The organism is Mycobacterium sp. IDUB_36, assembly GCF_055419225.1.
This window is the reverse complement of record NZ_JBVAXH010000001.1, coordinates 1831051-1855708: the sequence shown is the minus strand read 5'-3', so window position 1 is coordinate 1855708 and position 24658 is coordinate 1831051. Positions and strand designations below refer to the sequence as shown.

Annotated in this window: 25 protein-coding genes; 7 read left to right on the top strand and 18 right to left on the bottom strand. The window is 66.5% G+C overall.

Features of this window, described 5'->3' with window-relative positions; translation table 11 throughout:
* Positions 1–4: 4 nt before the first annotated feature.
* Positions 5–1228 carry a PPE family protein gene (locus tag ACZYW1_RS09100; protein WP_463785104.1) on the bottom strand — a complete coding sequence of 408 codons (1224 nt, stop codon included), beginning with the start codon at positions 1226–1228 and terminating at the stop codon, positions 5–7.
* 484 nt (positions 1229–1712) lie between these two features.
* On the opposite strand from ACZYW1_RS09100, the gene ACZYW1_RS09095 reads away from it, so the two are divergent.
* The gene (locus ACZYW1_RS09095; protein WP_463785102.1) at positions 1713–2129 is read left to right on the top strand and encodes a DUF732 domain-containing protein; all 417 of its coding nucleotides are present in this window, start codon (positions 1713–1715) and stop codon (positions 2127–2129) included.
* Between the two features lie 9 nt (positions 2130–2138).
* Here ACZYW1_RS09095 and ACZYW1_RS09090 read toward each other — a convergent pair whose 3' ends face one another.
* The 6 genes from ACZYW1_RS09090 to ACZYW1_RS09065 all read right to left on the bottom strand — a co-directional run bounded on the left by ACZYW1_RS09090 (position 2139) and on the right by ACZYW1_RS09065 (position 9038).
* Complete coding sequence (locus tag ACZYW1_RS09090; RefSeq protein ID WP_463787762.1) at positions 2139–3431, bottom strand: pyridoxal phosphate-dependent aminotransferase; 1293 nt, start codon at positions 3429–3431, stop codon at positions 2139–2141.
* Positions 3432–3459: 28 nt separating this feature from the next.
* Positions 3460–6537, bottom strand: a complete 3078-nt coding sequence (locus ACZYW1_RS09085; RefSeq protein ID WP_463785100.1) for a 4Fe-4S dicluster domain-containing protein — start codon at positions 6535–6537, stop codon at positions 3460–3462.
* 176 nt (positions 6538–6713) lie between these two features.
* Entirely contained in the window at positions 6714–7115 is a 402-nt protein-coding gene (locus tag ACZYW1_RS09080) for a hypothetical protein (RefSeq protein WP_463785098.1), read from the bottom strand.
* 2 nt (positions 7116–7117) lie between these two features.
* Positions 7118–7528 carry a hypothetical protein gene (locus ACZYW1_RS09075; RefSeq protein WP_463785096.1) on the bottom strand — a complete coding sequence of 137 codons (411 nt, stop codon included), beginning with the start codon at positions 7526–7528 and terminating at the stop codon, positions 7118–7120.
* Positions 7529–7581: 53 nt separating this feature from the next.
* The gene (locus tag ACZYW1_RS09070) at positions 7582–8094 is read right to left on the bottom strand and encodes a hypothetical protein (RefSeq protein ID WP_463785093.1); all 513 of its coding nucleotides are present in this window, start codon (positions 8092–8094) and stop codon (positions 7582–7584) included.
* Positions 8095–8108: 14 nt separating this feature from the next.
* Positions 8109–9038: an LLM class F420-dependent oxidoreductase gene (locus tag ACZYW1_RS09065; RefSeq protein WP_463785091.1), complete on the bottom strand. Its 930-nt coding sequence runs from the start codon at positions 9036–9038 to the stop codon at positions 8109–8111.
* A gap of 70 nt (positions 9039–9108) precedes the next feature.
* Between ACZYW1_RS09065 and ACZYW1_RS09060 the strand changes: the two genes are divergently transcribed.
* Positions 9109–9723: a dihydrofolate reductase family protein gene (locus ACZYW1_RS09060; RefSeq protein WP_463785090.1), complete on the top strand. Its 615-nt coding sequence runs from the start codon at positions 9109–9111 to the stop codon at positions 9721–9723.
* 28 nt (positions 9724–9751) lie between these two features.
* Here ACZYW1_RS09060 and ACZYW1_RS09055 read toward each other — a convergent pair whose 3' ends face one another.
* Genes ACZYW1_RS09055 through ACZYW1_RS09045 form a run of 3 tightly spaced genes read right to left on the bottom strand, consistent with a single transcriptional unit; the run spans position 9752 to position 11856 of the window.
* Positions 9752–10183: a hypothetical protein gene (locus ACZYW1_RS09055; RefSeq protein WP_463785088.1), complete on the bottom strand. Its 432-nt coding sequence runs from the start codon at positions 10181–10183 to the stop codon at positions 9752–9754.
* A 29-nt stretch (positions 10184–10212) separates the two neighbouring features.
* Positions 10213–11274, bottom strand: coding sequence for an NAD(P)H-dependent amine dehydrogenase family protein (locus tag ACZYW1_RS09050; RefSeq protein ID WP_463785086.1), 1062 nt, complete (start codon positions 11272–11274; stop codon positions 10213–10215).
* Between the two features lie 9 nt (positions 11275–11283).
* Positions 11284–11856 carry a TetR/AcrR family transcriptional regulator gene (locus ACZYW1_RS09045; RefSeq protein WP_463785083.1) on the bottom strand — a complete coding sequence of 191 codons (573 nt, stop codon included), beginning with the start codon at positions 11854–11856 and terminating at the stop codon, positions 11284–11286.
* Between the two features lie 192 nt (positions 11857–12048).
* Between ACZYW1_RS09045 and ACZYW1_RS09040 the strand changes: the two genes are divergently transcribed.
* Positions 12049–12771 carry a maleylpyruvate isomerase family mycothiol-dependent enzyme gene (locus ACZYW1_RS09040; RefSeq protein ID WP_463785081.1) on the top strand — a complete coding sequence of 241 codons (723 nt, stop codon included), beginning with the start codon at positions 12049–12051 and terminating at the stop codon, positions 12769–12771.
* A gap of 42 nt (positions 12772–12813) precedes the next feature.
* Here the strand turns inward: ACZYW1_RS09040 and ACZYW1_RS09035 are convergent, their stop codons facing one another.
* The 5 genes from ACZYW1_RS09035 to ACZYW1_RS09015 all read right to left on the bottom strand — a co-directional run bounded on the left by ACZYW1_RS09035 (position 12814) and on the right by ACZYW1_RS09015 (position 16769).
* Entirely contained in the window at positions 12814–13380 is a 567-nt protein-coding gene (locus tag ACZYW1_RS09035) for a hypothetical protein (protein WP_463785079.1), read from the bottom strand.
* An 83-nt stretch (positions 13381–13463) separates the two neighbouring features.
* A complete protein-coding gene (locus ACZYW1_RS09030; RefSeq protein WP_463785078.1) occupies positions 13464–13919 on the bottom strand; it encodes a PPOX class F420-dependent oxidoreductase in 456 nt (151 codons plus the stop codon).
* Positions 13920–13984: 65 nt separating this feature from the next.
* Positions 13985–14644, bottom strand: coding sequence for an enoyl-CoA hydratase-related protein (locus ACZYW1_RS09025; RefSeq protein ID WP_463785076.1), 660 nt, complete (start codon positions 14642–14644; stop codon positions 13985–13987).
* Positions 14629–15264 (bottom strand): TetR/AcrR family transcriptional regulator, encoded by a 636-nt coding sequence (locus ACZYW1_RS09020; protein WP_463785075.1) that lies wholly within the window; start codon positions 15262–15264, stop codon positions 14629–14631. Before ACZYW1_RS09020 ends, ACZYW1_RS09025 begins: the two co-directional genes overlap by 16 nt.
* A gap of 29 nt (positions 15265–15293) precedes the next feature.
* Positions 15294–16769, bottom strand: a complete 1476-nt coding sequence (locus ACZYW1_RS09015; protein WP_463785073.1) for an amino acid permease — start codon at positions 16767–16769, stop codon at positions 15294–15296.
* 264 nt (positions 16770–17033) lie between these two features.
* Here ACZYW1_RS09015 and dnaK point away from each other — a divergent pair, with 264 nt between their 5' ends.
* The 4 genes from dnaK to ACZYW1_RS08995 are packed head-to-tail and all read left to right on the top strand — an operon-like array spanning position 17034 to position 21124.
* On the top strand, positions 17034–18890 hold the full coding sequence (gene dnaK / locus ACZYW1_RS09010) for a molecular chaperone DnaK (RefSeq protein WP_463785071.1): 1857 nt from the start codon (positions 17034–17036) through the stop codon (positions 18888–18890).
* Positions 18887–19537, top strand: a complete 651-nt coding sequence (gene grpE / locus ACZYW1_RS09005; RefSeq protein WP_463785070.1) for a nucleotide exchange factor GrpE — start codon at positions 18887–18889, stop codon at positions 19535–19537. Before dnaK ends, grpE begins: the two co-directional genes overlap by 4 nt.
* 43 nt (positions 19538–19580) lie before the next feature.
* The gene (gene dnaJ / locus ACZYW1_RS09000; protein ID WP_463785068.1) at positions 19581–20753 is read left to right on the top strand and encodes a molecular chaperone DnaJ; all 1173 of its coding nucleotides are present in this window, start codon (positions 19581–19583) and stop codon (positions 20751–20753) included.
* Complete coding sequence (locus ACZYW1_RS08995) at positions 20753–21124, top strand: heat shock protein transcriptional repressor HspR (RefSeq protein ID WP_463785067.1); 372 nt, start codon at positions 20753–20755, stop codon at positions 21122–21124. Before dnaJ ends, ACZYW1_RS08995 begins: the two co-directional genes overlap by 1 nt.
* On the opposite strand, the gene ACZYW1_RS08990 is transcribed toward ACZYW1_RS08995, so the two are convergent.
* The 3 genes from ACZYW1_RS08990 to ACZYW1_RS08980 form a co-directional block, all read right to left on the bottom strand.
* Positions 21121–22011 (bottom strand): aldose 1-epimerase, encoded by an 891-nt coding sequence (locus ACZYW1_RS08990; RefSeq protein WP_463785065.1) that lies wholly within the window; start codon positions 22009–22011, stop codon positions 21121–21123. The two genes, ACZYW1_RS08995 and ACZYW1_RS08990, sit on opposite strands and share 4 nt — an antisense overlap.
* 96 nt (positions 22012–22107) lie before the next feature.
* Positions 22108–23184, bottom strand: coding sequence for a hypothetical protein (locus ACZYW1_RS08985; protein WP_463785064.1), 1077 nt, complete (start codon positions 23182–23184; stop codon positions 22108–22110).
* A gap of 305 nt (positions 23185–23489) precedes the next feature.
* A complete protein-coding gene (locus ACZYW1_RS08980; RefSeq protein ID WP_463785062.1) occupies positions 23490–24653 on the bottom strand; it encodes an FAD-binding oxidoreductase in 1164 nt (387 codons plus the stop codon).
* Between the last annotated feature and the right edge of the window lie 5 nt (positions 24654–24658).

Here is a 24658-nt window from a genome sequence, read left to right as displayed (position 1 = left end):
GGGCTCAGCCACCCGACAGCGGACGCCCCATGACCGTCAGACGGTTTCCGTAGCGGGGACCGTGACCGAACCCACCGGACCTGCCACCCGCGGCGCCCGGCATACCGGGCATTCCGGCCGGGACCGCCCCGGTGCCACCGCCGCTCGGACCGACCGCGTTGGTCCAGCCGCCGCCGGCGTACGTCACGCCGCTGTGGTTGGCGACCTGCGCGGTGGCCGTCCACGCCGGTGGGACGGACAGCTTGCCGACCAGGGTGCTGCCGTAGGCGTTCGCCGACACACCGCCGCCCGGCATGCTCGTCGGCAGTGGCGCCGGCGGTGGCTTGATCGCGGCGGTGACGCCGGCGCCCCCAGGCGCCGTCTCGCCCGGCCCCACTGAGTTGATGTCGGCCAGGGCGCTGAAGATCCCGGGCGCGATGAGAGCGGGGCTGGTGTATCCGGCCGACACGAAACCGTTGGTCAGGCTGGAGTTCAGGAAGGTTCCGATCGAGTTGCCGTCGGCGCCATCCAGGAAGTTCAGGACCTGGCCGAGGAAACCGAAGTCGTTGGGTGCCGCCGGGGCCGCGGCCAGCGGCGAGGTGAGCTGCTGCAATGACGATGGAACATTGGAGAGCACCTGCTGAAGCTGCGACTGCACACCTGTGCCGGTACTCGCGGCCTGCGACTGGGTCACCGCCGAGCCCTGCAACGCCTGCGCGGCCGGGTTCGACGTCTCCGGGGGCTGAGTGAAGGGCTTGACCTGCGTCGCTACCGCTGAATTGCCGGCATAGCCGTACATCGCGGCGGCGTCCTGGGCCCACATCTCGCCGTAGAGCGCCTCGGTGGCTGCGATCGCCGGGGTGTTCTGGCCGATCACGTTGGTCGCGACCAGCATCGCCAGCTGCGCCCGGTTGGCCGCGATCACCGGCGGAGGAATCATCAATGCGAACGCCGTCTCGAAGGCGGTCGCGGCGGCCGACGACTGGGCCGCGGCCTGCTCCGCCTGTGCCCCGGTCGTGGTCATCCAGGCGATGTAGGGGGCGACGGCGGCTGCCATGGTCGCCGACGTCGGGCCGCGCCAGTCATCGTCGGCCAATACGTTGATCGTGTTCTGGTACTGGATGGCTGCCGAATCGAGCTCGGCGGACAGCAGATTCCATGCCGCCGATGCCGTGCGCAACGGTGCCGATCCGGGCCCGGAATACATTCTCCCGGAATTGATTTCGGGTGGTAGCGCGCCAAAATCCATGGTCAGTTACCCAACCGGACTGGTGTCGCGGTACACGATCGGTTGCGGTCGGCCGTTGCTGCGGGCGACTGTGCCTGCTTTGCAACAGAAAACATCGCAACTCTCCTTTCGATGAAAACTGAACTCTTCAGTTCCAATAGTGCAGGAAATCCGGCGTGCATGGGGAACTCAAAAATTCGCCGGTGTGTCAACCGCTGGTTGACCCGCCGTCACCCCCGTGATCAGGTCATATACACCGGTGGGCGACTCGCGCGGCCACGACTGTGTGGCAGCTCAACGCGGCGGATACGAGCGCATAGATGTAATCATCGTGCGCCAACAGCCCACCATGAGGTGGGGCCGATGAGCAAACTCATAGAAACTTCAAATTTTATCCTTCGGCGTCGCTGGGGCGCCGTACATCTGCTCCATTCGGCATTCCGCGGCAGACCCGCGCGCAGTGCTCCGGCATCGGCCGGTGAACAGCGCATACGCTGAACGTTCCATGACGACGCCGAACTCAGACCCCAAGCCGCTCCCGGTCCTGACCGTGGTGGCCGCAGTGCTGATATTGGCCGGCGCTCTGGCCGCAGTGATCGTCTTCGGTCGGATGAAGCACGACCCGACGCACGCCGCGGATTCGGGGACGTCGCCGACGCCGGCCGCCGACAGCCCGGGCAAAGAGGCTCAGTTTCTTCGCCGGCTCGAGGTCCAGAACCTTCAGCTGGACCGATCGGATGCCGACGCGGTCAAAGATGCCCAGTACGTCTGTGGTCGTTATCTGGGCGGCGAAAACAAAGCCCAGATCGTGCAGGACATCCTTCAGGGGTCTCCGGGTATGTCGCCGGACACCGCGACCGACTTCGCCGATACCGCGATCGACGTGTACTGCCCGGACGGGCACCAAGACGACCCGACGTGATCCCGGACGCTACTGGCGATAGCTGGACAGGAAATTGCCCAGCCGCTCGATCGCACGGGCCAGGTCGCGCGACCACGGCAAGGTGACGATCCGCAGATGATCCGGTTCCGGCCAGTTGAATCCGGTGCCCTGGGTGACGAGGATCTTCTCCTGCAGTAGCAGGTCGAGCACGAGTTGCTCGTCATCGGCGATCTCATAGACCTCGGGGTCCAGCCGCGGGAAGGCGTACAACGCCCCGGCGGGTTTGACGCAGGAGACACCGGGAATGTCGTTGAGCTTGGACCAGGCGACATCGCGCTGCTCGAGCAGACGCCCACCCGGCAGCACCAGGTCGTCGATGCTCTGGTGCCCGCCGAGCGCGACCTGAATGGCATGCTGCGCAGGAACATTCGGGCACAACCGCATATTCGCGAGCAGATGAATGCCCTCGATGAAGCTGCTGGCGTGGTCCTTGGGTCCGGTGATGGCCAGCCAGCCGGCCCGGTATCCGGCTACCCGGTATGCCTTGGACAACCCATTGAAGGTCAGGCACAACAGATCTGGCGCGACTGACGCCAAGCTGATGTGTTCGGCGTCGTCGTAGAGGATCTTGTCGTAGATCTCGTCGGCGAGCAGCAGCAGTTGGTGCTTACGCGCCACCTCGGCGATCTGCGTCAGGACTTCGCGACTGTAGACCGCGCCGGTGGGGTTGTTCGGGTTGATCACCACCAAGGCCTTGGTGCGTTCGGTGATCTTGGACTCGATGTCGGCGATATCCGGTTGCCAGCCTTGGGTTTCGTCGCACAGGTAGTGCACCGGAGTGCCACCGGCCAACGACGTCGACGCCGTCCACAGTGGATAGTCGGGAGCCGGAATCAGGATCTGGTCGCCGTTGTCCAGCAACGCCTGCAGGGTCAGCGTGATCAGTTCCGAGACGCCGTTGCCGAGATAGACATCGTCGACGTCGAAACGCGGGAAGCCTTCGACGAGCTCGTACCGGGTCACCACCGCTCGCCGTGCCGGCAGGATGCCCTTGGAGTCCGAATAGCCCTGTGCGTACGGCAGCGCCTGGATCATGTCGCGCATGATCACGTCGGGCGCGTCGAAGCCGAACGGCGCGGGGTTGCCGATGTTCAGCTTGAGGATCCGGTGCCCCTCCGCCTCGAGCCGGGCGGCGTGATCATGCACCGGCCCGCGGATCTCGTAGAGCACGTCCTGAAGCTTCGATGACTGCGCGAACGTCCGCGGCCGCGGCTGGTGCCCCGCGTTCTGCCACGGCAGCTGATGAGTAGTCACGCCATCAATGGTGCCACGGTTGTCTATTCAATTAACAATTCCGGCGAGGGTCTGATCAGCGCTTACCTGGTGGACGGGCGCCCCGTGCGATACCCAGACCCTTCACCGGCGGCTCCTCCGCGGCCTCTCCATTCTCGGATTCCGCGGGCTTGGACGCAGCCTCGTCCTTGGCCTCCGGTGCGGGCGCGGCCTCGGCTTCGGGCTTTGCCTCCGGCTTGGCTTCCGGCTCCGGCTTGGCTTCGGCCTCTGTTTTGGCTTCGGCCTCCGGCTTGGGGGCTGCGGCGGTCTTCTTCGCGCCGGGCCGCTTGGCGCCCGCGGCGATGCCGAGTCCCTTGACGGGTGCGGTGGGTGCCGCAGCCTCGGTGGCGGTCTCCTCCGGCTTGGCTTCCGGCTCGGGCTGCGCCTCAGCCTCGGCTTTGGCCTCGGGCTCCGGCTTGGGAGCCGCGGCCTTCTTCGCGCCGGGCCGCTTGGCACCGCCGGCGATGCCGAGACCCTTGACCGGTGCGGCCGCCGTCTTGGCTTCCGGGGCGGTCTCCTCGGATGCCGAAGTCGCTTGCACGGGTTCGGCTTTGGCGGTCGCCTTCTTGGCGCCCGGCCGCTTGGCGCCACCGGCGATGCCGAGACCCTTGACCGGAGCCGCCGTGTCGGTGGCGGTGTCCTCGGCGGGCTTGTCGTCGGCTTTCGGCGCCGCCTTCTTGGCACCCGGCCGCTTCGCGCCGCCGGCGATGCCCAGACCGGTCACGGACTTGGCTTCGGACTTGTCCTCGGCGGCCGCGGCACCGTTCGACTGCGCGGGCTCGGCGGGCTTCTCCTCGACCGGAGCCGTCGCCGTGGACGCTTCGGCCTTGGGTGCCGCCTTCTCGGCCTTCTCGGCCCGCTCGGCGGCCTCCTTGGCGGCGGCACCCTTCTCGGGCAGCGTGATGGCGTCGTGGTCCAGGGACTCCAGCAGCAGCTGCGCAACGTCGCGGACGTCGACGCCTTCGCGTCCAGCGGCCTCCTGGCGGTCGTTGACGCCATCGGTGATCATCACCCGGCAGAACGGGCACGCCACGGCGACCGTGCTGGCACCGGTGGCCAGCGCCTCGTCGACGCGCTCGTGGTTGATTCGCTTGCCGATGTGCTCTTCCATCCACATCCGCGCGCCGCCGGCGCCGCAGCAGAAGCTGCGCTCGGCATGCCGCGGCATCTCGGCCAGCTTCGCTCCGGTCGCGTTGATCAGCTCTCGGGGTGCCTCGTAGACCTTGTTGTGGCGGCCCAGGAAGCACGGGTCGTGATACGTGACGTCCTGGGAGACCGGACTGACCGGGACCAGTTGCTTGTCGCGCACCAGCCGGTTGAGCAGCTGGGTGTGGTGCAGCACGGTGTAGTTGGCACCCAGCTGCTTGTACTCGCGGCCCAGGGTGTTGAAGCAGTGCGGGCAGGTGACCACGATCTTGCGATCGACCGTCTCGACGCCCTCGAAGACACCGTCGATGGTGTCGACGGCCTGCTGGGCCAGCTGCTGGAACAGGAATTCGTTGCCGGAGCGCCGTGCCGAGTCGCCGTTGCAACTCTCGCCGGTGCCCAGCACCAGGTACTTCACGCCGGCGGTGGCCAGCAATTCGGCGACCGCCTTGGTGGTCTTCTTCGCCTTGTCGTCGTAGGCGCCGGCGCAACCCACCCAGAACAGGTACTCGAAGCCTTCGAAGCTGTCGACGTCCTCGCCGTAGACCGGCACGTCGAATTCGACCTCACCGATCCAGTCGGTCCGCGCGGACGCGTTCTGGCCCCACGGGTTGGACTTGGTCTCGAGGTTCTTGAACAGCACCGACAGTTCCGACGGGAACTCGGACTCCATCATGACCTGGTAACGGCGCATGTCGACGATGTGGTCGATGTGCTCGATGTCGACCGGGCACTGCTCGACGCAAGCCCCGCAGTTCACGCACGACCACAGCACGTCGGGGTCGATCACGCCGCCCTGCTCGGCGGTTCCGACCAGCGGCCGGGTGGCCTGCGCGGGACCTGAACCGGTGATCCGGCCGAAGCCGGACTCCGGCACGTGGTGCTGATCTGCTTCTTTCTCCCCGACCAGGTTCTCGGTGAGGCCGCCCTCGGGCGTGTTCTGGAGCGCGCTCTCCTTCTCGCCGAGAATGTAGGGCGCCTTGGCCATCCAGTGATCGCGCAGATCCATGATGACGAGCTTGGGGGACAACGGCTTTCCGGTGTTCCAGGCCGGACACTGCGACTGGCAGCGGCCACACTCGGTACAGGTGGCGAAGTCGAGGTTGCCCTTCCAGGTGAAGTCCTCGATCTTGCCGCGGCCGAAAGTGGCGTCGTCGGGCGGGTTTTCGAAGTCGATCGGTTTGCCGTCGACCTCGATCGGCAGCAGTGGGCCCAGGCCGTCGGGCAGTCGCTTGAGGGTGACGTTGACCGGCGCCAGGAAGATGTGCAGGTGCTTGGAGTTCAGCACGATCACCAGGAACACCAGCGCGACGGCGATGTGGGCGAGCAGCGCGATGGTCTCGATCCACTCGTTGGCCGGGATGCCCAGCGGCTGCATCAGCACGCCCATGCCGTGCGAGAAGAACGCACCCCAGCCGTAGGGCAGGGTGCCGGTGACCGCGGAGGCGCCGCGGAAGATCGAGAAGCTGAAGATGACCAGGAAGATCATGAACAGGATCAGCCAGGCGCCGCCGGTGTGCGAGCCGTAGAACCGCGACGAACGGCCGTATTCCTTGGGCTCGGAACGCAATCGGATGATGCTGAAGGTGCCGATGCCGAGGAGCACGCCGAGCGCGATGAAGTCCTGCAGAAAGCCCAGCGCGTCCCAGCGGCCCACGATCGGAATGTGGAAGTGGTTGTTGAACAGCGCGCCGTAGGCCTCGACGTAGACCGAGCCGAGGATGAAGAAGCCCCACATGGTGAGGAAGTGCGCCACGCCGGGGATCGACCATTTCAGCAGCTTGCGCTGGCCGAAGACCTCGGAGATCTGCGCCCAGAGCCGGCGACCGACATCGTCGGTGCGGCCGGTGACCGGCTGCCCGGAGAGCGTGAGTTTGACCAGCCAGAGCACGCGGCGCACCGCGAGCAAAGCGATGATCGCCGTCCCGCCCAAGCCGACAATCAGTCTGATCAGCATCTGCGTGTCCACGGAGGTCTCCCCAATTTTCGGAGTTACTGACCGGTAACTTAGGCTGGGTTACTCGTCAGTAACATACTACTGCAGTGCTCAAGCGCTATAAGCATGCTCATAGTGACATCTCCGACCGAGTCTCCGCGACGAAGGATGCCCTAACTTGGCGGGGGACGGTCGATCTGCCGGCCGGCTCAGAAGTGCGGCATCGGCGGCACAGGGGGCAAATTGCCGTGCCACCTGTGACGACGAGGGTGTTGCGAGGTCCACGTCGTCGACGGCGACGGGGTGGGCTCGACCGTCTCGTCGGTTGTCGTGGTCGTCGGCGCGGTAGTCGACGGGGTGGTGGACGTAGTCGTCGACGACAAAGTGGTCGAGGTCCGGGTGGTGGTGGGCGCCGGTGCGCTGCCTCCGTTGCCGCGGGCCAGGACGGTCAAGCCGTAGACGATGATTGCGATCAGGACCACCACCGCCACGCCCCACAGAGCGAGCACCCACCGCTTGAGGTACCACGGCGACGAGGTGCCGACGCTGAAACGCTCGGTCTGGTCGAGGTCCCGAGGGTGATCGTCGTGCGGGTAGCGATTGCCACTCACCGCTACGGCGTCCCGCCGTCATGGTGATGGTGGTGATGGTGGCCGCCCTCGACGGTGGTTGTCGGCGGGGTGGCGGTCGCCGGGCTGGTCGGCTGGGTGGTGGACGGCGCCTCGCTGCTCTCCGGCGGGCTGACGGGTTGGCTGGTCGTCGGGACCGCGGAGGTGGACGGCGCGCTCGTCGAGTTCGTCGGTGACGTCGGGGTTTGCGTCGTTCCGCCGGTGCCGTGCGTCCGGTCGGCGAGCAGATAGAACGCCAACCCCAGCAGGATGGCGACGAAAAGGCCGAGAGCCAGCAGCAGGATCGGGTTGCGGTACCAGGTGCTCCGCTTCGGTGAACCCTGCTCCTCACCGCTGTAGTCGTAGTAGCCGGTCGGCGCTTCGCTGGGGTCCTCGGGAGGTTCGTAACCGGTCACGTGCGCCGATCCTAGCCGCGGATCCTGGCAGCACCCGCGCCGCCCGTGGCTGCTCAGAATCCGTGCGGCAGCGTCACCACCGTGTGCGGCAGTGTGATTGTCGACGGGATGTGCGGGCGGTGGTGATGGCGCGGCGGCTCCGCGGGAGCCGGCGCGGGCGCGCCGTTGGCCGGCGGCGGAGAGTCCTCAGAAGTCTCCTCGGTGCTCTCCGACGGTGGTGGCGCCTCGGCGCTGGTCGACGAGGTGGTGGTCGCTGACGTCGACGAGGACTCCGACGGCGTGGCCGATCTGGACGTGGTGGTGCCGGCCGGGCCGCTGGTCTCGCCGCCCCGGGACAACTCGACGATGCCGTAAATCACCAGCGTCAGCAGCAGCGCGACCACCAGCACCCACAGCGCCAGCAACACGCGGTTGCGGTACCAGGGGGTGGGTGTGGAGTCGGCGGCGGCGGCGTCGTCGGCCGGTGCGTCGGGCTCGGGCTGCAGAACCTGCGGCGGCGTGCCGTCGACGCCGTATCCGGCCAGCTGGGTCGGCCGGTCGCTCGGATCGTCCGGAGGACCAGTCACGTCCCGATGCTAACTCAGAGCTGCCGCTGCACTTCGTCGGCGAAAAGCTGCAGGTGGTCGAGATCCGCCATATCCAGCAGCTGCAGATAGACCCGCTGCAGACCGATCTCGGCGTACGGCCCCAGCTGATCGACGATCCGGCCGGGTGTGCCGGCCAACGGGGAGTTGGACTGCAACTCGTCGACTTCGCGGTTGATCGCGGCGGCGCGTCGGGCGATCTCGGCGTCGTCTCGTCCGGCGCACACCACGAAGGCCGCGGAGTAGGTCATCGAATCGGCCGGCCGGCCGACCGCGTCGACGGCTTCGCGGACCCGGTCGAACTGCGTGCTGATGGTGTCCATCGGCGCGAACGGCACGTTGTACTCGTCGGCGAAGGTGGCGGCCAGCCGCGGCGTCTTCTTGGCGCCCGATCCGCCGATGACGATCGGCGGATGCGGCCGTTGCACCGGCTTGGGCAGCGCCGGCGAATCCTGGACGGCGTAGTGCGCTCCGGCGTAGTCGAACGTCTCGCCGACCGGCGACGTCCACAGGCCGGTGATCAGCTCGAGTTGCTCGGTGAGCCGGGCGAACCGCTCGCGAAGCGGTGGGAACGGGATGGCGTAGGCCAGATGCTCCTTTTCGAACCAGCCGCTGCCCAGGCCGAATTCGACTCGGCCGCCGCTCATTTCGTCCACCTGAGCCACCGCGATGGCCAGCGGACCGGGGTGGCGGAACGTCGCGGAGGTGACGAGCGTGCCCAGCCGGATTGTCGACGTCTCGCGGGCGATGCCGCCCAGCGTCACCCACGAGTCGGTCGGGCCGGGCAGCCCGTCGCCGCTCATCGCCAGATAGTGATCGGATCTGAAGAACGCGGAGAACCCCAATGACTCCGCCGCTTGCGCGACCGCGAGCTGGTCGGAGTAGCTGGCGCCTTGCTGAGGTTCGACGAATACCCGAAAGTCCACGAGCGCTACATTAGGCGGCGTTGCTTAGAGTCACCGATGAGTTTCATCGGCGGTCGGAGTCTGTCCGGACGTGAGCAGAACCAACCTATCGATGTCGATATCGGCCGACGGATACGTCGCGGGCCCCGGGCAGTGTCTGGAACACCCGGGCGGCGTGGGCGGCACCGGCCTGCATCATTGGCACCGCGGTCCGGCCGCCGAGCACCCGGTCAACCGGCGGGTGGTCGCCGACATGCTCGACGGCATGGGCGCAACCATCATGGGCCGCAACATGTTCGGGCCGATCCGCGGACCGTGGAACGACTCCGATTGGCAGGGCTGGTGGGGCGACGAGCCGCCGTATCACTGCCCGGTCTTCGTCTTGACCCACCATGCCCATGATCCGATCGAACTGCGGGGCGGGACGACGTTCCACTTCGTCACCGACGGGATCAAGTCCGCCTACGCTCGAGCCCGCGAGGCGGCGGGCGCCGCACCGATCTCCATCGCCGGCGGAGCGTCGTGCGCGCGGCAAGCGATCGCGGCCGGGCTCGTCGACGAGATCGACCTCCAGCTGAGCCCGGTGATTCTCGGCGCGGGCGAGCGCCTGTTCGATGGGTTCGCCGCGGGCACGCCGGCCCTCGAACTCGATCGGGTGCTCGAAGCACCGGGTGTCGTCCACCTGCGGTATCGCGTCATTCGTTGAGCCGCATCCGAACTCGGGTAACCGGCGATCACGACTCGTCGCGGCTACCGGCGGCCGAATAGCCTTCCAGCGACGCCGCATGGGTCGCACTCGATGGCGGGTTCCACCAGCACCGCACGTGTGCCATCCCGTCGACGAACTTCCACACCTCGATGTCGAAGGTCTCGGTCGTCTCACCCGCGTACTCGGCGTGGTGATACATCAGCAGTGCCACCTCGTCGCCGCGCAGGGACAGAAAATCGACGCGCTGCTCGACGCTGAACCGATTGAATTGATCCCACATCTTCAGCCACATGTCCCAGCCGGCCTTGGGTGGAGTCCCGACCGGGTCCTCGAAGGTGATTCCGTTGGGCGCGATCGCCTGCCAGGCATCCAAGTAGCCCTGCCGGTCGTGTTCGTTCCACTTCGCGCACTGTCGCGCGACGAAGCTCGTGATTTCGTCATCGGTTGGCTGAGACATCGGCTTCCTTTCCTCGATTACTCGACTCCTCAGTCGATGAGTGCCCCGTGGGTCCCGCGGATCGGCAAGTCGATGTGGGTGAGCACACCGGGCGGCGCGGCGCACACGTGAGGGATCGCATTCACCGCGGCCATCGCGGTGCCGACCATCAGCTGGCCCATGATCGTCTGCTCGTCGGAGAGTTCCGCGTCGTGCGGCGGACCGAAGTGAATCACCGCATCCACCCGAGGTTCGCCGTCGATCTCCACGGCGAAGCCCTCCGGGTCGGTCCACTGCGGATCCAGCGCCTCGTCGCTCATGGTCCAGCAGATCGCCAGCTCGACGATGACGCGTCCGTTGCGGTAGCCGCGGTAGGTACGCCGCTGCCCCGCAACGGTGCCTTCGGCAAACGTGATCCAGCCCAAATCCAGATCCTTTGTGGCTAAGGCATTCTCGACTAGACCCTGCTTGTGGTCCAGGTCGACACCGAGCATGCGGGCGACCAGGTCCAGCGACTCGAAATAGCCGAGGCCGTACCGCGCACTCGACGGGTCGAATTCGACGAGCCGATCCTTGGCGGGCTTGGCGAACCCGAGCACCGTCCATGCTTCCCGAACCGGGTACTGAGTGCAGTCCAGAGTCTCGACCAGCTTGACGCTGCGCACCCGCCGGCACGCACCGGACAGGAATCCCGCCACCACGTTGATGAATCCGGGTTCGAAGCCGGTGCCCAGGAACGTGGTTCCGCCGAGCGTTGCGGCGGCGGTGAGCGCAGCGAGTTCCTGCGGATGATGGCTGCCGGTCAGGAAGTCGCCGGTGGTCACGACATTGATGCCCGACTCGAGCAGTCGGCCTACCAGTTCGTAGTCGACGATGCGCGGTGTGTACAGCACGCAGTCGGGTGCCGCACCGATCAGCGTGTCGACGTCATCGGTGGCCGCGACTCCCACCGGATCGATGCCGGCCAGCGTGCCCGCATCGGCCCCGATCTTGTCGGCCGAAAATGCATGCACCCCAACCAGTGTGAACTGATCGCGCTCGAGCACGGCCCTGAGCGCATGGCGACCGACATTGCCGGTCGCCCACTGCACCACGCGATAGACGTCAGGCACTCTCGTCCTTCATCGTTCGTCGGCGTGGCGCAGACCGGTGAGGATGATCTGCAGGCGGTCGCGGAACGTCGCCTCGGCGCGGGCCGCACTCGGCCTGGCCTGCGCGCCGCGATTGTGTTGGAGCTCTACCGATCCCAACAGGTGCACGTAGAGAAGGGCGTAGGCGGCGGTGAAAGACCGCTTGGACAGCCCTGATTCGCGAAGAATGGCCCGCGTTGCCCGGTCCATGTTGGTGGCTGCGGGCGTGTGCGGGCGCTGTTGGAGCAGCGCGGCGATACCCGGCACCTCGACCAGGACGCGCCAGGCATTCGTGTAGAGCGCGAGAGTGCGTTCCCGCCAATCGCCTTCGGTGGGTACCACGATGTTGGTCACGACGGTCTCGATCAGCAGGTCGAGCAGTTCCGCCTTGCCGGCCACGTGGTAGTAGACCGACGACGCCGAGGTGCCGGCTTGGGTGGCCAGGCCTCGCATCGTCACGTTCTCCACGCCGACCTGCTGCGCGAGCTCGAGGAGGTGCTTGGTCAGGTGGTCCCGATCCAGCATCCCGTAGCCGAGCGCTCGTGCGGGCCATTCCTTGGCCACAGCGCGGTCCTTTCGAACAATGTTCTAAATGGAACAGCGTTCAGATTGCCAATCAGTATGCGCTCCCGTCAAGCCCTGCGAGATCTACCGATTTGCTTGCCGGACGAACTCAACGGTGTGAAAATCTGTTCCTGTCCAGTCGCCTCTCGGTGCTGGCATTGCGATGACGACACGTGGTGAGGTGGGTCTGCGGTGGGCTACGACTACCTGGAGGCGATCGCAGCGGACCGACAAGCGTTGGCGGACATCGCTGTTGGCTCCGACCTGGAGCTGCGCGTCCCCGGTTGTCCCGACTGGTCCCTGCGGGATCTCCTCGGTCACGTGTCGGGAGCGAGTCGGTGGATGGCCAAATGCGTCGCGGAAGGCGAGACGCCGCAAGAACGTATCCTGCCGCCGGCGCCCGACGACCGGGGGGAACTGCTGGAGTGGTTCAACCAGTCGATCAACGAATTACTGGATGTCCTGTCCGGCACGGCTCCGGAAGCGTTGGTGTGGACGCCGATCCGCGGCAGCCTGGGCAGTGCCTGGTGGAGGCGCAAGGCCGCCCTGGAGTTGGCGATTCACCGCACCGACGCCGAGCAGGCGGCCGGGGGTGAACCCGGTCGCATCGACCCGTCACTGGCGCTGGACGGGATCGACGAATACGCCGAGGAGTTCCTTCCGCTGATGCTGCACGCGGTTGCCGACCCGCCCCCGGTCACGGCTGTGCTGCTCGCGCCCAGCGACGTCGACGACTCGCGCACGTTGTCGCTCATCCCGGCGGGAGTCGACGCGGACCCCGGGGAGCCGAAGGTGGAGATCACCGCCTCCGCCTACGAGCTTCTGCTGTGGATGTGGAACCGGATACCTGACGGAACTCTGTCGGTACGCGGCGACGACACGGTGGTGACCTGGTGGAAGGGTCTGGCGATCTGACCCGGTACCGAAGGGCCCTGATCGTCGAGGCTGCAGCCAGATCTAGAAGGTGTCGACCTTTTCGATGCTGACGAACATTCCGTGGCCGGTGTGCTCGTTGGTGAAGCGGGTGCCGCTCTCGGTTGCAGCGATGGTCCAACCCGCTGCGTCGTAGGTTTTGTAATCGATTGTCACCGTGGGGATGTCGCCGAGGTTGCCCAACACCCATTGCACATCTCCGCCGGCGGTGACGTTGACGCCGTTGGTGCGTGCGCCGTCCTGCATCGGTGAATTGGTGAACTGCGCCTCGCAGCCGACGCTGTCATTGTCGATCTGGCAGCGGGTCTGGCCGGACTTGGTCTCGATGAACACGTGGCCGCTGTCGTCCGGCGGCAGCGGGATCGCACCGGCCGGCGGGGTGCCGCTGGACGGGCCGGGACGGCTGGGCACCGGTGACGGGATCGACGGCTTGCCCTTCGGGAACGACGGTTCGGCGGGCCCGGCATTCGGCGATGCCACCGGGTTACCGTGCGTCGTGGAATGGCATCCGCTGAGCAGGGCGGCAGCGAGCAGCACGCCGGTCAGCAGCCGGGCGCCGGCGGCAGGGGTAGTTACTCCAGGCGGGGACATCGCACAGCAAGCGTACGCATGGAGTGACGCATGTGACGGCAGTGACGCGCCGGTCGGCCCCCGTGGACGGCGCCGGTCAGCCGCTACTCGGGCGGGAAGCCGCCTGTCGCCACCGGACCCCATCTGCGCGGTGTCACCCGGATCAGGCACTTACCCTGCTTGCGCATCGCGTCGCGGTACTCGTCCCAGTCGGGATGTTCCCCGGCGATCGCGCGGTAATAGTCGACGAGCGGTTCGACCGCCTCGGGCCCGTCGATCGACTCGGCGTCGCCGTCGATCTGTACGTAGGCGCCGTTGAATTCGTCGGAGAGCACGACCACGCTGGCCTTCGGCGTGCGCCGGATATTGGCGCTCTTGGCGCGCTGCGGATAACTCGAGATCACCAGCCGGCCCTGGTCGTCGACGCCGCCGGTCACCGGTGAGCTCTGCGGTGAGCCGTCGGCGCGAAAGGTGGTCAGCACCATGTTGTGTCGCGACCGGACGAAATCGAGCAACTCGGACAGGCCGACAGCGTCGGCGGTGGCGAATTTCGGGGACATGCCACCAACCTAGCCCGCTCCCGGTACCTGACGCAGCGACCGGGTATTCGATTGCCCTGCGGCTCTTAGTGACTGGAGGTCAGCGCCGCCGCGGCAGGCCCGAACATCGACTGTTTGATCGCGCCCAGCGTGCCCTGGTCTTTGCCGCTCAGCGGACGCAGCAGATCGACGGCGGCCGGGGTCACGGCGCCTTCGCCCGCCACGGCGTCGACGATGCCCAGCGCCGCGGCGTCCGCGCCGCCGAAACGCCGCCCGGTGGTCATCGAGGCGACGGCGGCCTGCGGGGTGAGCTTGGCCTGGATCAGCGCGGCCATCCCCGGGGTGAACGGGATGCGGATGTCGACCTCGGGAAAACAGAAGAAGCCGCGGTCCGACCGCATCACCCGAAAGTCGTGCGCCACCGCCAGCATCGCCCCCGCGCCGAACGCGTGGCCGACCACCGCGGCCGAGGTCGGGATCGGCAGGGTGAGAAAGCGAGCCAGCATGCCCTGCACGCGACCGACGTACCACGTTGTCTGATCACCGTGTGCGGTCAGCCAGTCCAGATCCAGGCCGTTCGAGTAGAACTTGGCACCACCGGTGGTCACCAGTCCTTGGGCGTCGGAGCCGACGACCTCGTCGAGGTGCGCGTCGACCTGGTCGAGAAACTCTGGCGAGAACCGGTTTTCGTCGTCCCCCAGGTCCAGGACGGCAATCTTGTCGTCGTAGCTCAGGCTGAGTCCCACGATGTTCTTCCTTTCTCACTGGGCGGTGGTCCTACATCGAGGACCGCTTGTACTGCGGCCCGCAGCTGTTCGCGGGCGGTCGAACTGCGCAATCGGTTGCGGCGCAACACGATCGCGGTTGGCAGATCGACGATGCACGTGGTGATGGTGTCGACGGCCAGCGCGTCTTTGCGGTCCCAGAGCTGGACTGCGAGGCGGATCATCAGGCCGACCAGCGACCGGTGGGCATCGCGGAGCTCCGCGGCGACGTCATCGGGCGGATCCGCCTCCAGCAGCTCGTCGCGGGACACCGCCCAGAACACCGCCGAGGAGTGGGGCAGCCGCTCGGCGAACACGGCCGGCGCGTCGGCGGCCGCCACCACCGCGGCTCGCGGGTTTCCACCCGCAAATGCCTGCTCGACCAGCTCGTTCTGCACGGCGAGGAACCGGCCCCCGGCGCGCAGCCAGGCCCGTCCCATCAGGCCCGCCCGCGAACCGAACGTGTGGTAAAGCGCGCCGTTGGAGACGCCGATGGCCGCGCTGACCGCGCGGATGGTGACCGCATCCGGGCCGGCCGCCACGGTCAACGACTCCACGGCGTCCAACACCCGGTCGGGTTCGTACACGCGGGGACGGGGCACCCCGGAACAATAACAGAGCGGTTGCTCTATTACTCGGGGGCCGGCTCCGGGACGTCTGCCGGGGACTCGTTCAGTTCCGCGGCCGCGGTGCGCACGTGACCGCGGACCAGGAACCACCCGGCGGTCAGGGCCGGTGCAGCCACCACCACGGCGGCGATGATCCAGATGCCGCGCTCGGAGTCGGTGGCCATCAGCACCACGACGGACGCCAGGAACGCCAGGGTGACGTAGCCGCTGTAGGGCGCCAGCGGCATCTGGAACGCGGGCCGTGTCGTTTCCCCGGCCTTGGCCATCCGGAACAGCCGCAGCTGGCACAGCACGATCGTGGCCCAGGCCGCGAGCACGCCGAGCGCCGCGATGTTGAGCACGATCTCGAACGCCTCGCTCGGTTTGATGGCGTTGAGCACTACGCCGAGCAACCCGATCGTGCAGGTCAGCAAGATTCCGCCGTAGGGGACGCCGTTCTTCGACATCCGCGCGGTGAATTTCGGGGCGCTGCCGTTGACCGCCATCGACCGCAGAATGCGTCCGGTGGAGTACAGGCCGGCGTTCAGGCTGGAGAACGCGGCGGTCAGCACGACGACGTTCATGATGCTGCCCGCTCCGCCGAACCCGACGTGTGAGAAGAAGGTGACGAACGGGCTCTCGTTGCGTTTGTAGGTCGTGTACGGCAGCAGCAGCGCCAGCAGTGCGACCGAGCCCACGTAGAACACCGCGATCCGGAAGACCACCGAGTTGATCGCCCGCGGCATGATCTTCTCCGGCTCGGCCGTCTCACCCGCCGCGGTGCCAACCAATTCGACTGCGGCGTAAGCGAATACGACTCCCGAGGTGACCAGCACGACGGGCAACAGGCCGGTCGGGAAGAAACCGTGATTCGCGGTCCACAGCGCCGGCCCGGTGGTGTGACCGTCGACCTTGAAGCGTCCGACCAGAAAGACGGCGCCGACGACCAGGAACGTCGTCAGCGCCACCACCTTGATCAGCGCGGCCCAGAATTCGAGTTCGCCGAAGGCCTTCACCGAGATCATGTTGATCGACACCACCGCGACCAGCGCGACCAGCGCGATCGACCATTGCGGGATAGCCCGCAGCGGCGTCCAGTAGTGGAAATAGTTGGCGATCGCGGTGGAGTCCACGATGCTGGCCATCGCCCAGTTCAGGAAATACATCCAACCGGCCACGAAGGCCGTTTTCTCGCCGAAGAATTCGCGGGCGTAGGACACGAAGGATCCGGCCGACGGGCGCCGGAGAACCAGTTCGCCGAGCGCGCGCAGGATCAGGAAGACGAACCCGCCGCAGACGCCGTAGACCAGAAACAGTCCGGGTCCGGCCTGCAGCAGCCGGCCGCCGGCGCCGAGGAACAAGCCGGTGCCGATCGCCCCGCCGATGGCGATCATCTGGATCTGGCGGGGACGCAGATCGTGGTGGTAGCCGGCGTCTTCGCGGGCGAACGAGGCACTCCTGTCCGCAGCGGGACTGGGCGTGCTGGGCGGCGATGACATCGAGTTCCTATCGTCGTGGGGCAACGCTGCGGCGTCGTTCACGACCGCTTAGGGAGGCTGAATTGCGAAACTATCCCACGGTGTGATGTCCGCCTCAACCGTTGGGGAACAAACGCGGGAACGACCTCGTTGAGCCGTAAGACAATCTTGAGTCACCTAGACTCAACCTTGGCTTGACAGCTAAGCTTCGTTGAAGGCAATGTTGAGCGAAGGTCACTCAGCAGCGTAGTGCATACGAAGCTCGAATAGCAGGGAGGATTCACCATGGCTCGTGCGGTCGGTATCGACCTCGGGACCACCAACTCCGTCGTCGCAGTCCTCGAGGGTGGCGACCCCGTCGTCGTCGCCAACTCAGAGGGTGCGAGGACGACGCCATCCGTTGTCGCGTTCGCGCGCAACGGCGAAGTGCTGGTCGGCCAGCCCGCCAAAAACCAGGCGGTGACCAACGTCGATCGCACCATCCGCTCGGTGAAGCGTCACATCGGCACCGACTGGGCAGTGGAGATCGACGGAAAGAACTACACGGCACAGGAGATCAGTGCTCGCGTTCTGCAGAAGCTGAAGCGCGACGCTGAAAGCTACCTCGGCGAGGACATCGCCGACGCGGTGATCACCGTGCCCGCCTACTTCAACGACGCCCAGCGTCAGGCGACCAAGGAGGCCGGCCAGATCGCCGGTCTGAACGTGCTCCGAATCGTCAACGAGCCGACCGCGGCCGCTCTGGCCTACGGCCTGGACAAGGGCGAGAACGAACAGACCATCCTGGTCTTCGACCTCGGTGGTGGCACGTTCGACGTGTCGCTGCTGGAGATCGGTGACGGCGTCGTGGAGGTCCGCGCGACCTCCGGTGACAACCACCTCGGTGGTGACGACTGGGACCAGCGCGTCGTCGATTGGTTGGTGGAGAAGTTCAAGGGCACCAGCGGCATCGACCTGACCAAAGACAAGATGGCGATGCAGCGGCTGCGTGAAGCGGCCGAGAAGGCAAAGATCGAACTGAGCTCGAGTCAATCGACCTCGATCAACCTGCCCTACATCACCGTTGACGCGGACAAGAATCCGCTGTTCCTCGACGAGCAGCTGACCCGCGCCGAATTCCAGAAGATCACCCAGGATCTGCTCGACCGCACGCGGCAGCCGTTCCAGTCGGTGATCAAGGACGCCGGCATCGCGGTGTCCGACATCGACCACGTGGTCCTGGTGGGCGGGTCTACCCGGATGCCGGCGGTGTCGGATCTGGTCAAGGAAATGACCGGCGGCAAGGAGCCCAACAAGGGCGTCAACCCCGACGAGGTTGTCGCCGCGGGTGCTGCCCTGCAGGCCGGTGTGCTCAAGGGTGAGGTGAAAGACGTTCTGCTGCTTGACGTCACACCGCTGAGCCTTGGTATCGAAACCAAGGGTGGCGTGATGACCAAGCTGATCGAGCGCAACACCACCATCCCGACCAAGCGGTCGGAGACCTTCACCACCGCTGACGACAACCAGCCGTCGGTGCAGATCCAGGTCTTCCAGGGTGAGCGTGAGATCGCGGCGCACAACAAGTTGCTCGGCAGCTTCGAGCTGACCGGCCTGCCGCCGGCCCCGCGTGGGGTGCCCCAGGTCGAGGTCACCTTCGACATCGACGCCAACGGCATCGTGCACGTCACGGCCAAGGACAAGGGCACCGGCAAGGAGAACACGATCAAAATCCAGGAGGGCTCCGGCCTTTCCAAGGAGGAGATCGACCGGATGATCAAGGACGCCGAGGCGCACGCGGACGAAGACCGCACGCGTCGCGAAGAGGCGGACGTCCGCAACCAGGCCGAGACGCTGGTCTACCAGACGGAGAAGTTCGTCAAGGAGCAGCGCGAAGCCGAAGGCGGCTCGAAGGTTCCCGAGGACACGCTGAACAAGGTGGATGCCGCAGTGGCAGAAGCCAAGACGGCGTTGCAGGGCACCGACATCGGCGCGATCAAGACCGCGATGGAGAAGCTGGGCCAGGAGTCGCAGGCTCTCGGCCAGGCCATCTACGAGGCCACCCAGGCCGAGCAGCCTGCCGGTGGCAGCGAGCCCGGTGCGGGCGGTGGAGCCGATGACGTGGTCGACGCGGAGGTGGTCGACGATGAGCGGGAGGGCCAGTGAGCGAAGGCAATCCGGAAGAGCCGGTAGTCGTCACCGACAAGCGGCGAATCGACCCTGAGACCGGCGAAGTACGTCATGTCGCTGCCGGCGCCGTCCCTTCGGGGGCGGCGCCCGGTGCGGGCGAACCGGCCGCAGAGAGCTCAGCTGCCGACGAGAAGGTGGCCGAGCTGACCGCTGATCTTCAGCGGGTGCAAGCCGACTACGCCAACTACCGCAAGCGGGCGTTGCGTGACCAGGAAGCAACCGCCGAACGGGCCAAGGCCGCCGTGGTCAGCCAATTGCTGGGCGTACTGGACGATTTCGACCGGGCGCGCAACCACGGTGACTTGGAATCGGGTCCGCTGAAGTCAGTGGCCGACAAGCTGGTCGGTGCGCTGGCCGGGCTCGGGCTGACGGCATTCGGTGCCGAGGGTGACGACTTCGACCCGGCGCTACACGAGGCGGTGCAGCACGAGGGCGACGGTGGCCCGGGCTCCAAGCCGGTGATCGGCAACGTCATGCGCCAGGGCTACAAACTCGGCGAGCAGGTGCTGCGGCACGCACTCGTCGGAGTGGTGGACACCGTGGTCGACAACTCACCGAGCGCCGACTCGGGCAATAACGAAGCGAACGAGGGTGAGCAGCACGCAGAATCAGAACCGTCGTAGCAGTAGCGGCGGCAGTACAAGACGGCGGAGGAGGTGACGCAACATGGCTCAGCGCGAGTGGGTCGAAAAGGACTTCTACAAGGAGTTGGGCGTCTCCTCTGATGCCAGTGCCAAAGAGATCAAGACGGCATACCGCAAGTTGGCCTCCGACCTGCACCCGGACAAGAACCCGGACGGGGCCGAACGTTTCAAGGCGGTCTCGGAGGCCTACAGCATCCTGTCCGACGAGGCCAAGCGTAAGGAATACGACGAGACCCGTCGGCTCTTCGCCGGCGGCGGATTCGGTCGCCGATTCAACGGCGGTGGCGGCGGTGACTTCACCGGCGGCTTCGGCGGCGACGGTGGCGATTTCAATCTCAACGACCTGTTCGATGCGGCCGGCCGTAGCGGCGGCAGCAACATCGGTGACCTGTTCGGCGGATTGTTCGGCCGCGGCGCGCAGCCTCGGCCGAGTCGGCCCCGTCGCGGCAACGACCTGGAAACCGAGACCGAGTTGGACTTCCTGGAGGCCACCAAGGGCGTGGCGATGCCGCTTCGGTTGACCAGCCCTGCGCCGTGCACGAACTGTCACGGCAGCGGCGCCCGGCCGGGCACCAGCCCGAAGGTCTGCGCGACATGCAACGGCTCAGGTGTGATCAGCCGCAACCAAGGCGCTTTCGGATTCTCCGAGCCGTGCACGGACTGCCGCGGCACCGGCTCGATCATCGAGAATCCCTGCGACGAGTGCAAGGGAACCGGCGTCACCACCCGCACCCGGACCATCAACGTCCGCATTCCGCCGGGTGTCGAAGACGGGCAACGGATTCGGCTGGCGGGTCAGGGTGAAGCCGGGCTGCGGGGCGCCCCGTCGGGCGACCTGTACGTCACCGTGCATGTGCGGCCCGACAAGGTGTTCGCCCGTGACGGTGACGACCTCACCGTCACCGTTCCGGTCAGCTTCACCGAATTGGCTTTGGGGACAACACTTTCGGTGCCTACCCTGGACGGTAAGGTTGGCGTCCGGGTGCCGCAGGGGACGACCGACGGTCGCATCCTGCGGGTCCGCGGCCGCGGTGTGCCGAAGCGTTCCGGTGGTCAGGGTGACCTTCTGGTCACGGTGAAAGTCGCTGTGCCGCCGAACCTCGAGGGCGCCGCCAAGGAAGCGCTCGAAGCGTATGCGGTCGCCGAGCGATCCAGCGGTTTCGATCCGCGTGCCGGATGGGCGGGCAACCGCTGATGGCGAAGAAGGACGATGCCCGGACGTTCCTGATCTCGGTGGCGGCCGAACTCGCCGGGATGCACGCCCAGACCCTGCGCACCTACGACCGGCTCGGGTTGGTCAGTCCCGACCGGAGTTCCGGTGGGGGACGGCGTTATTCGCAGCATGACGTGGATCTGCTCCGCGAGGTGCAGCGACTGTCGCAGGACGAGGGCGTCAACCTGGCCGGCATCAAACGCATCATCGAGTTGACCAACCAGGTCGAGGCGCTGCAGTCGCGGCTGCAGGAAATGGCCGCCGAGATCGAAGCGTTGCGGGCCAACCAGCGGCGCGACCTCGCGGTGGTACCGAAGAGCACCGCAGTGGTGGTCTGGAAACCGCGCCGCTAGACGCGGATCGAGAATTGGGCGATGCCCCAGTCGCCGGGCTGCGCCGACCGGTAGCCGCCGCGGCGCAGCGCATCGGTGACCGCGGTCATCGGCTCGAAGCACACGATGTCTTCGCCGAGCGGCGCGAAGATCTGCGCGGCGGGATAGCCCTCTTCGAAGTGGACCTCGATCCGCCGGTCGCCGCCGGACACCGCAAACACCGCGCCTTCGGCGACCTGGTCGTACCCGTCGTCGAATGCCCTGTCTCCCAAGGGTTCACTGAGCGCTGGCTGGACCACCGCGTCGCCGGTCGGCAGCCCTTTGTCGTCGAGTGCTAGGTGTCGCAACGCCGGGGTCTCGATCACCCACTCCGCGCGAGGGACGCCCGGCAGCTGGAGGTAGGGGTGGAATCCGAAGCACAACGGCACCGCTTGCCGGCCGGTCGGATTCACCGACACGCGCACCCGCAGCGTCCTGTCCACCAGCGTGATGGTCAGGGACAGCCGATGCGGAAAAGGGAAGCTGGCCAACAGCTCGTCGTCGGTGGTGAAGTCGACCTCGGCGGTGAGCTCGTGGGCGGACTCGTGAGTCACCCGCCAATTCGAGAACGCCGCGAGGACGCCGTGGATCGGCAGGCCGTTGGGATCGGTACGCACCCCGTATTCGCCGTCGGTCAATGTGGCGGTCGTACCTTCGGCTTCATATGTGTTGCCGCTCAACCGGTTTGCCCATGGGTACAAGATCGGTATGCCCATCGTCTTCCCGTTGGCCACGTAGGCGTCCAGCCCCCGGCGTTGACCGAGCAACTCGACGCCCGCGTCGGTCAGCGAGATGCCGATCATGCCGGCCTCCGGCACGAACTGCGCCTCTACCGACGATGACGGGTCGCTCAGCGTCACGGTGTGCATGAGCTAGACACTAGTGCGAGCGCTGTGTGCTGAGCCCGGAAAACAGGGCAGGGCGGGGGAGCTCATGGAACTCCTACCGCCCTGCCCGTTGTCGCGCTAGAAGATCGACGTCGCCAGTGCGGTCAATTCGTCGGTGACAGCACTTGGGTCGATCGCGGACGTCACGCTGTCGGTGAGGGCGGAGACGTCGAAGAGCGCACTCCAGTCACCGGCTTCGAACAGCGCGCTCCAGTCGCCGCCGAACAGCGCGGACCAGTCCTCGCCTCCGAGCGCTTCGGCCGGTGCCGCCGCCACCGCGGCGGGGGCACTGATGGCGTTGGCGATCTGGGTGGGAATGGTGACGAACAGGAACTGGAACGGTCCGGCCGGGCTCAGGAGGCCTGGGAAGGTCTCCCCGTTCTCGACGAACGGGAAGGCGGCACCGTTGAGGTAGGCGCCCAGGATCTGGCTCGGAGCGTTGAGCAGGTCGTTGAACGCGTCGTTGTAGTCGCCGGTGTTGATCGCGTCCTCGACGTTGTCGGCAATGAGTGCCGCTTCGAAGTTGGCGGTGATGCCGGGTGCAAGTAGCGCCTTGGTGAAGCCCGTGAGGTCGCTCCTGGTGAACAACGTGTTGAGGACGTTGTACCCCTGCTGGGCCAGATCGTTGAGGATTCCCTCACCGCGCCTGCTGCTGAAGAGATCGAAGATGGGCGCGGCAATGTCCTCGAGGCCGAACAGTCCGAAGCTGTTGAGTTCGCTGTATGCCGCGACGAACTCGCCGTCGGCCAGGTACTCCAGCGAGTTCTGCAGCGTCGTCGGGAATTGCTCGGCCAGGTCCTGGAACGCGTTGGCCGAAACTTCGAAGCTGTTGGCCAGTCGATCGCCGTAGCCGGTGAAGAGGTCGGTCAGTGCGTCATTGAGTGGAACGTTGCCGATGGCCGTCTGGATGTTGTCGATGTTCTCCAGTGCCAGCGGGAACACGGTGGCGGGGTCGATCGGATTCACGAATTGATCGACCAATTGCACCTCGTGGTGCTGCACGGTCGGCAGCGCCGGGTTGGCCGACGGTCCTACGGCGATCAGGCCGGCACTCGCCAATGCGAACCCGGCAACGAGCGCGGCTTTGGCCCGGTTGGCCGCGATCGGGCGCATCGACATCCCACTGCTCAGGTCGGCTTTCAGAGCTAGCTGCACCGCTTCTCCTCTGTTCATTCTCGGTCGTTGTTAGGGTTGCCTTTCCTAAGGCGTGGGCGACGCTACCTTAGAGATAGCTGAGACGCAATAAGCTTCTTCTCAGCTGCGCGAACGTGATCGCGCGCCTTATCACTGCAGGCAGAGGGGCTACGCGCCGAATTTCAGGCCGCTCGGCTTGGACTGGCACGCCGGGCACAAGCGTCCGCTCTTCTTAAGAAGCGCAGGTCTTTTTCATAGAAAGTGCCTAGCCGAATCACATCACCCGGCGGATCCACCAGGGCACTGCCGCGACGGTCCTCCGGCCGCTAGCGGGAGAGCGGGTCGTGCTGGATGCGCTCCGGTGGCGCTCCCTTGGCGATCAGCGCCTCTCTGGTGGCGCGCACCATCTCCGGGCCGCCGCAGATCAAGATCTGCCTGTCACCCCAGTTGCCGTACCGGGTGACGACGTCCATCAATTTCCCGGTCTGGCGCACATGCAGCCCGCGCGGCGGCGTCACGTCCGGATAGTCGTCGGCCCACGCCGGGTCGCGGCCGAACTCGGAGACCGGCGTCACCGACAACCACGGATTGATCGAGGCGATCTGCCACAACGTCGGCAGGTCGTAGAGCTCGCACGGATATCGGCCGCCGAAAAACATGTGTACGCGCGGGTTCTCACCCCAGCGGGTGAGGTCCATGACGATCGAGCGCAATGGCGCGAGCCCGGTGCTGCCGGCCACCAGCAGCACGTCCCCGCTGTCGCGGTCGACCTGCAGGGCGCCGTGCGGGCTGGACAGCCGCCAACGGTCGCCCGCCCGGGTCTCGTTGACGATGGCATTGCTGACCAGGCCGCCGGACACCGCGCGAACGTGAAACTCCACTCCGCCGCTGCTGTCCGGTGGGATGGCCGGGGTCAGGTACCGCCACCGCCGCGGGCATTGCGGCACAGCAACATTCACGTACTGGCCGGCGTGATACGGCATCGGGGTGTCCAGCTGCAGCCGGATCACGGCCAGGTCGCGAGACACCCGCAGGTGTTCCACCACCGCGCCGTCCCACCAGGCCGGTCCGTGTTCGGCTTCGGCGGCGCCGCTCATCACCCCGGTGATCAGGTTCAGCGATTGCCGGGCGGCGGCGTCAACGGGGTCGGTCCAGGCGTCGGCGAGCGCGTCACGCAGGGTCGCGTACAACGCCTGTCCGAGTGTTTCGTAATGCTCGGGCAGCACCCCGTACTTGCGGTGGTCGCGGCCCAACTGCGCCAGGAATGCCACCGGCTCGTCCGAACGCTGCGCGACCAATTCGCCGTACAGCCACTTCAACGCCTGGGCGAAGACGGCACGTTGGGCCGCCATCTCGGGCGGGAACAGATCGCGCGGCGATACGTCGAAGGAGAACCAGCGGGTGTAGAACCGGCCGATCAGCCCGTTGGCGTCATCGGCGTCGACGGCGGCATGCAACACCGCCAGCGCATCCCGATCGTCGAGGCTCACGGCCG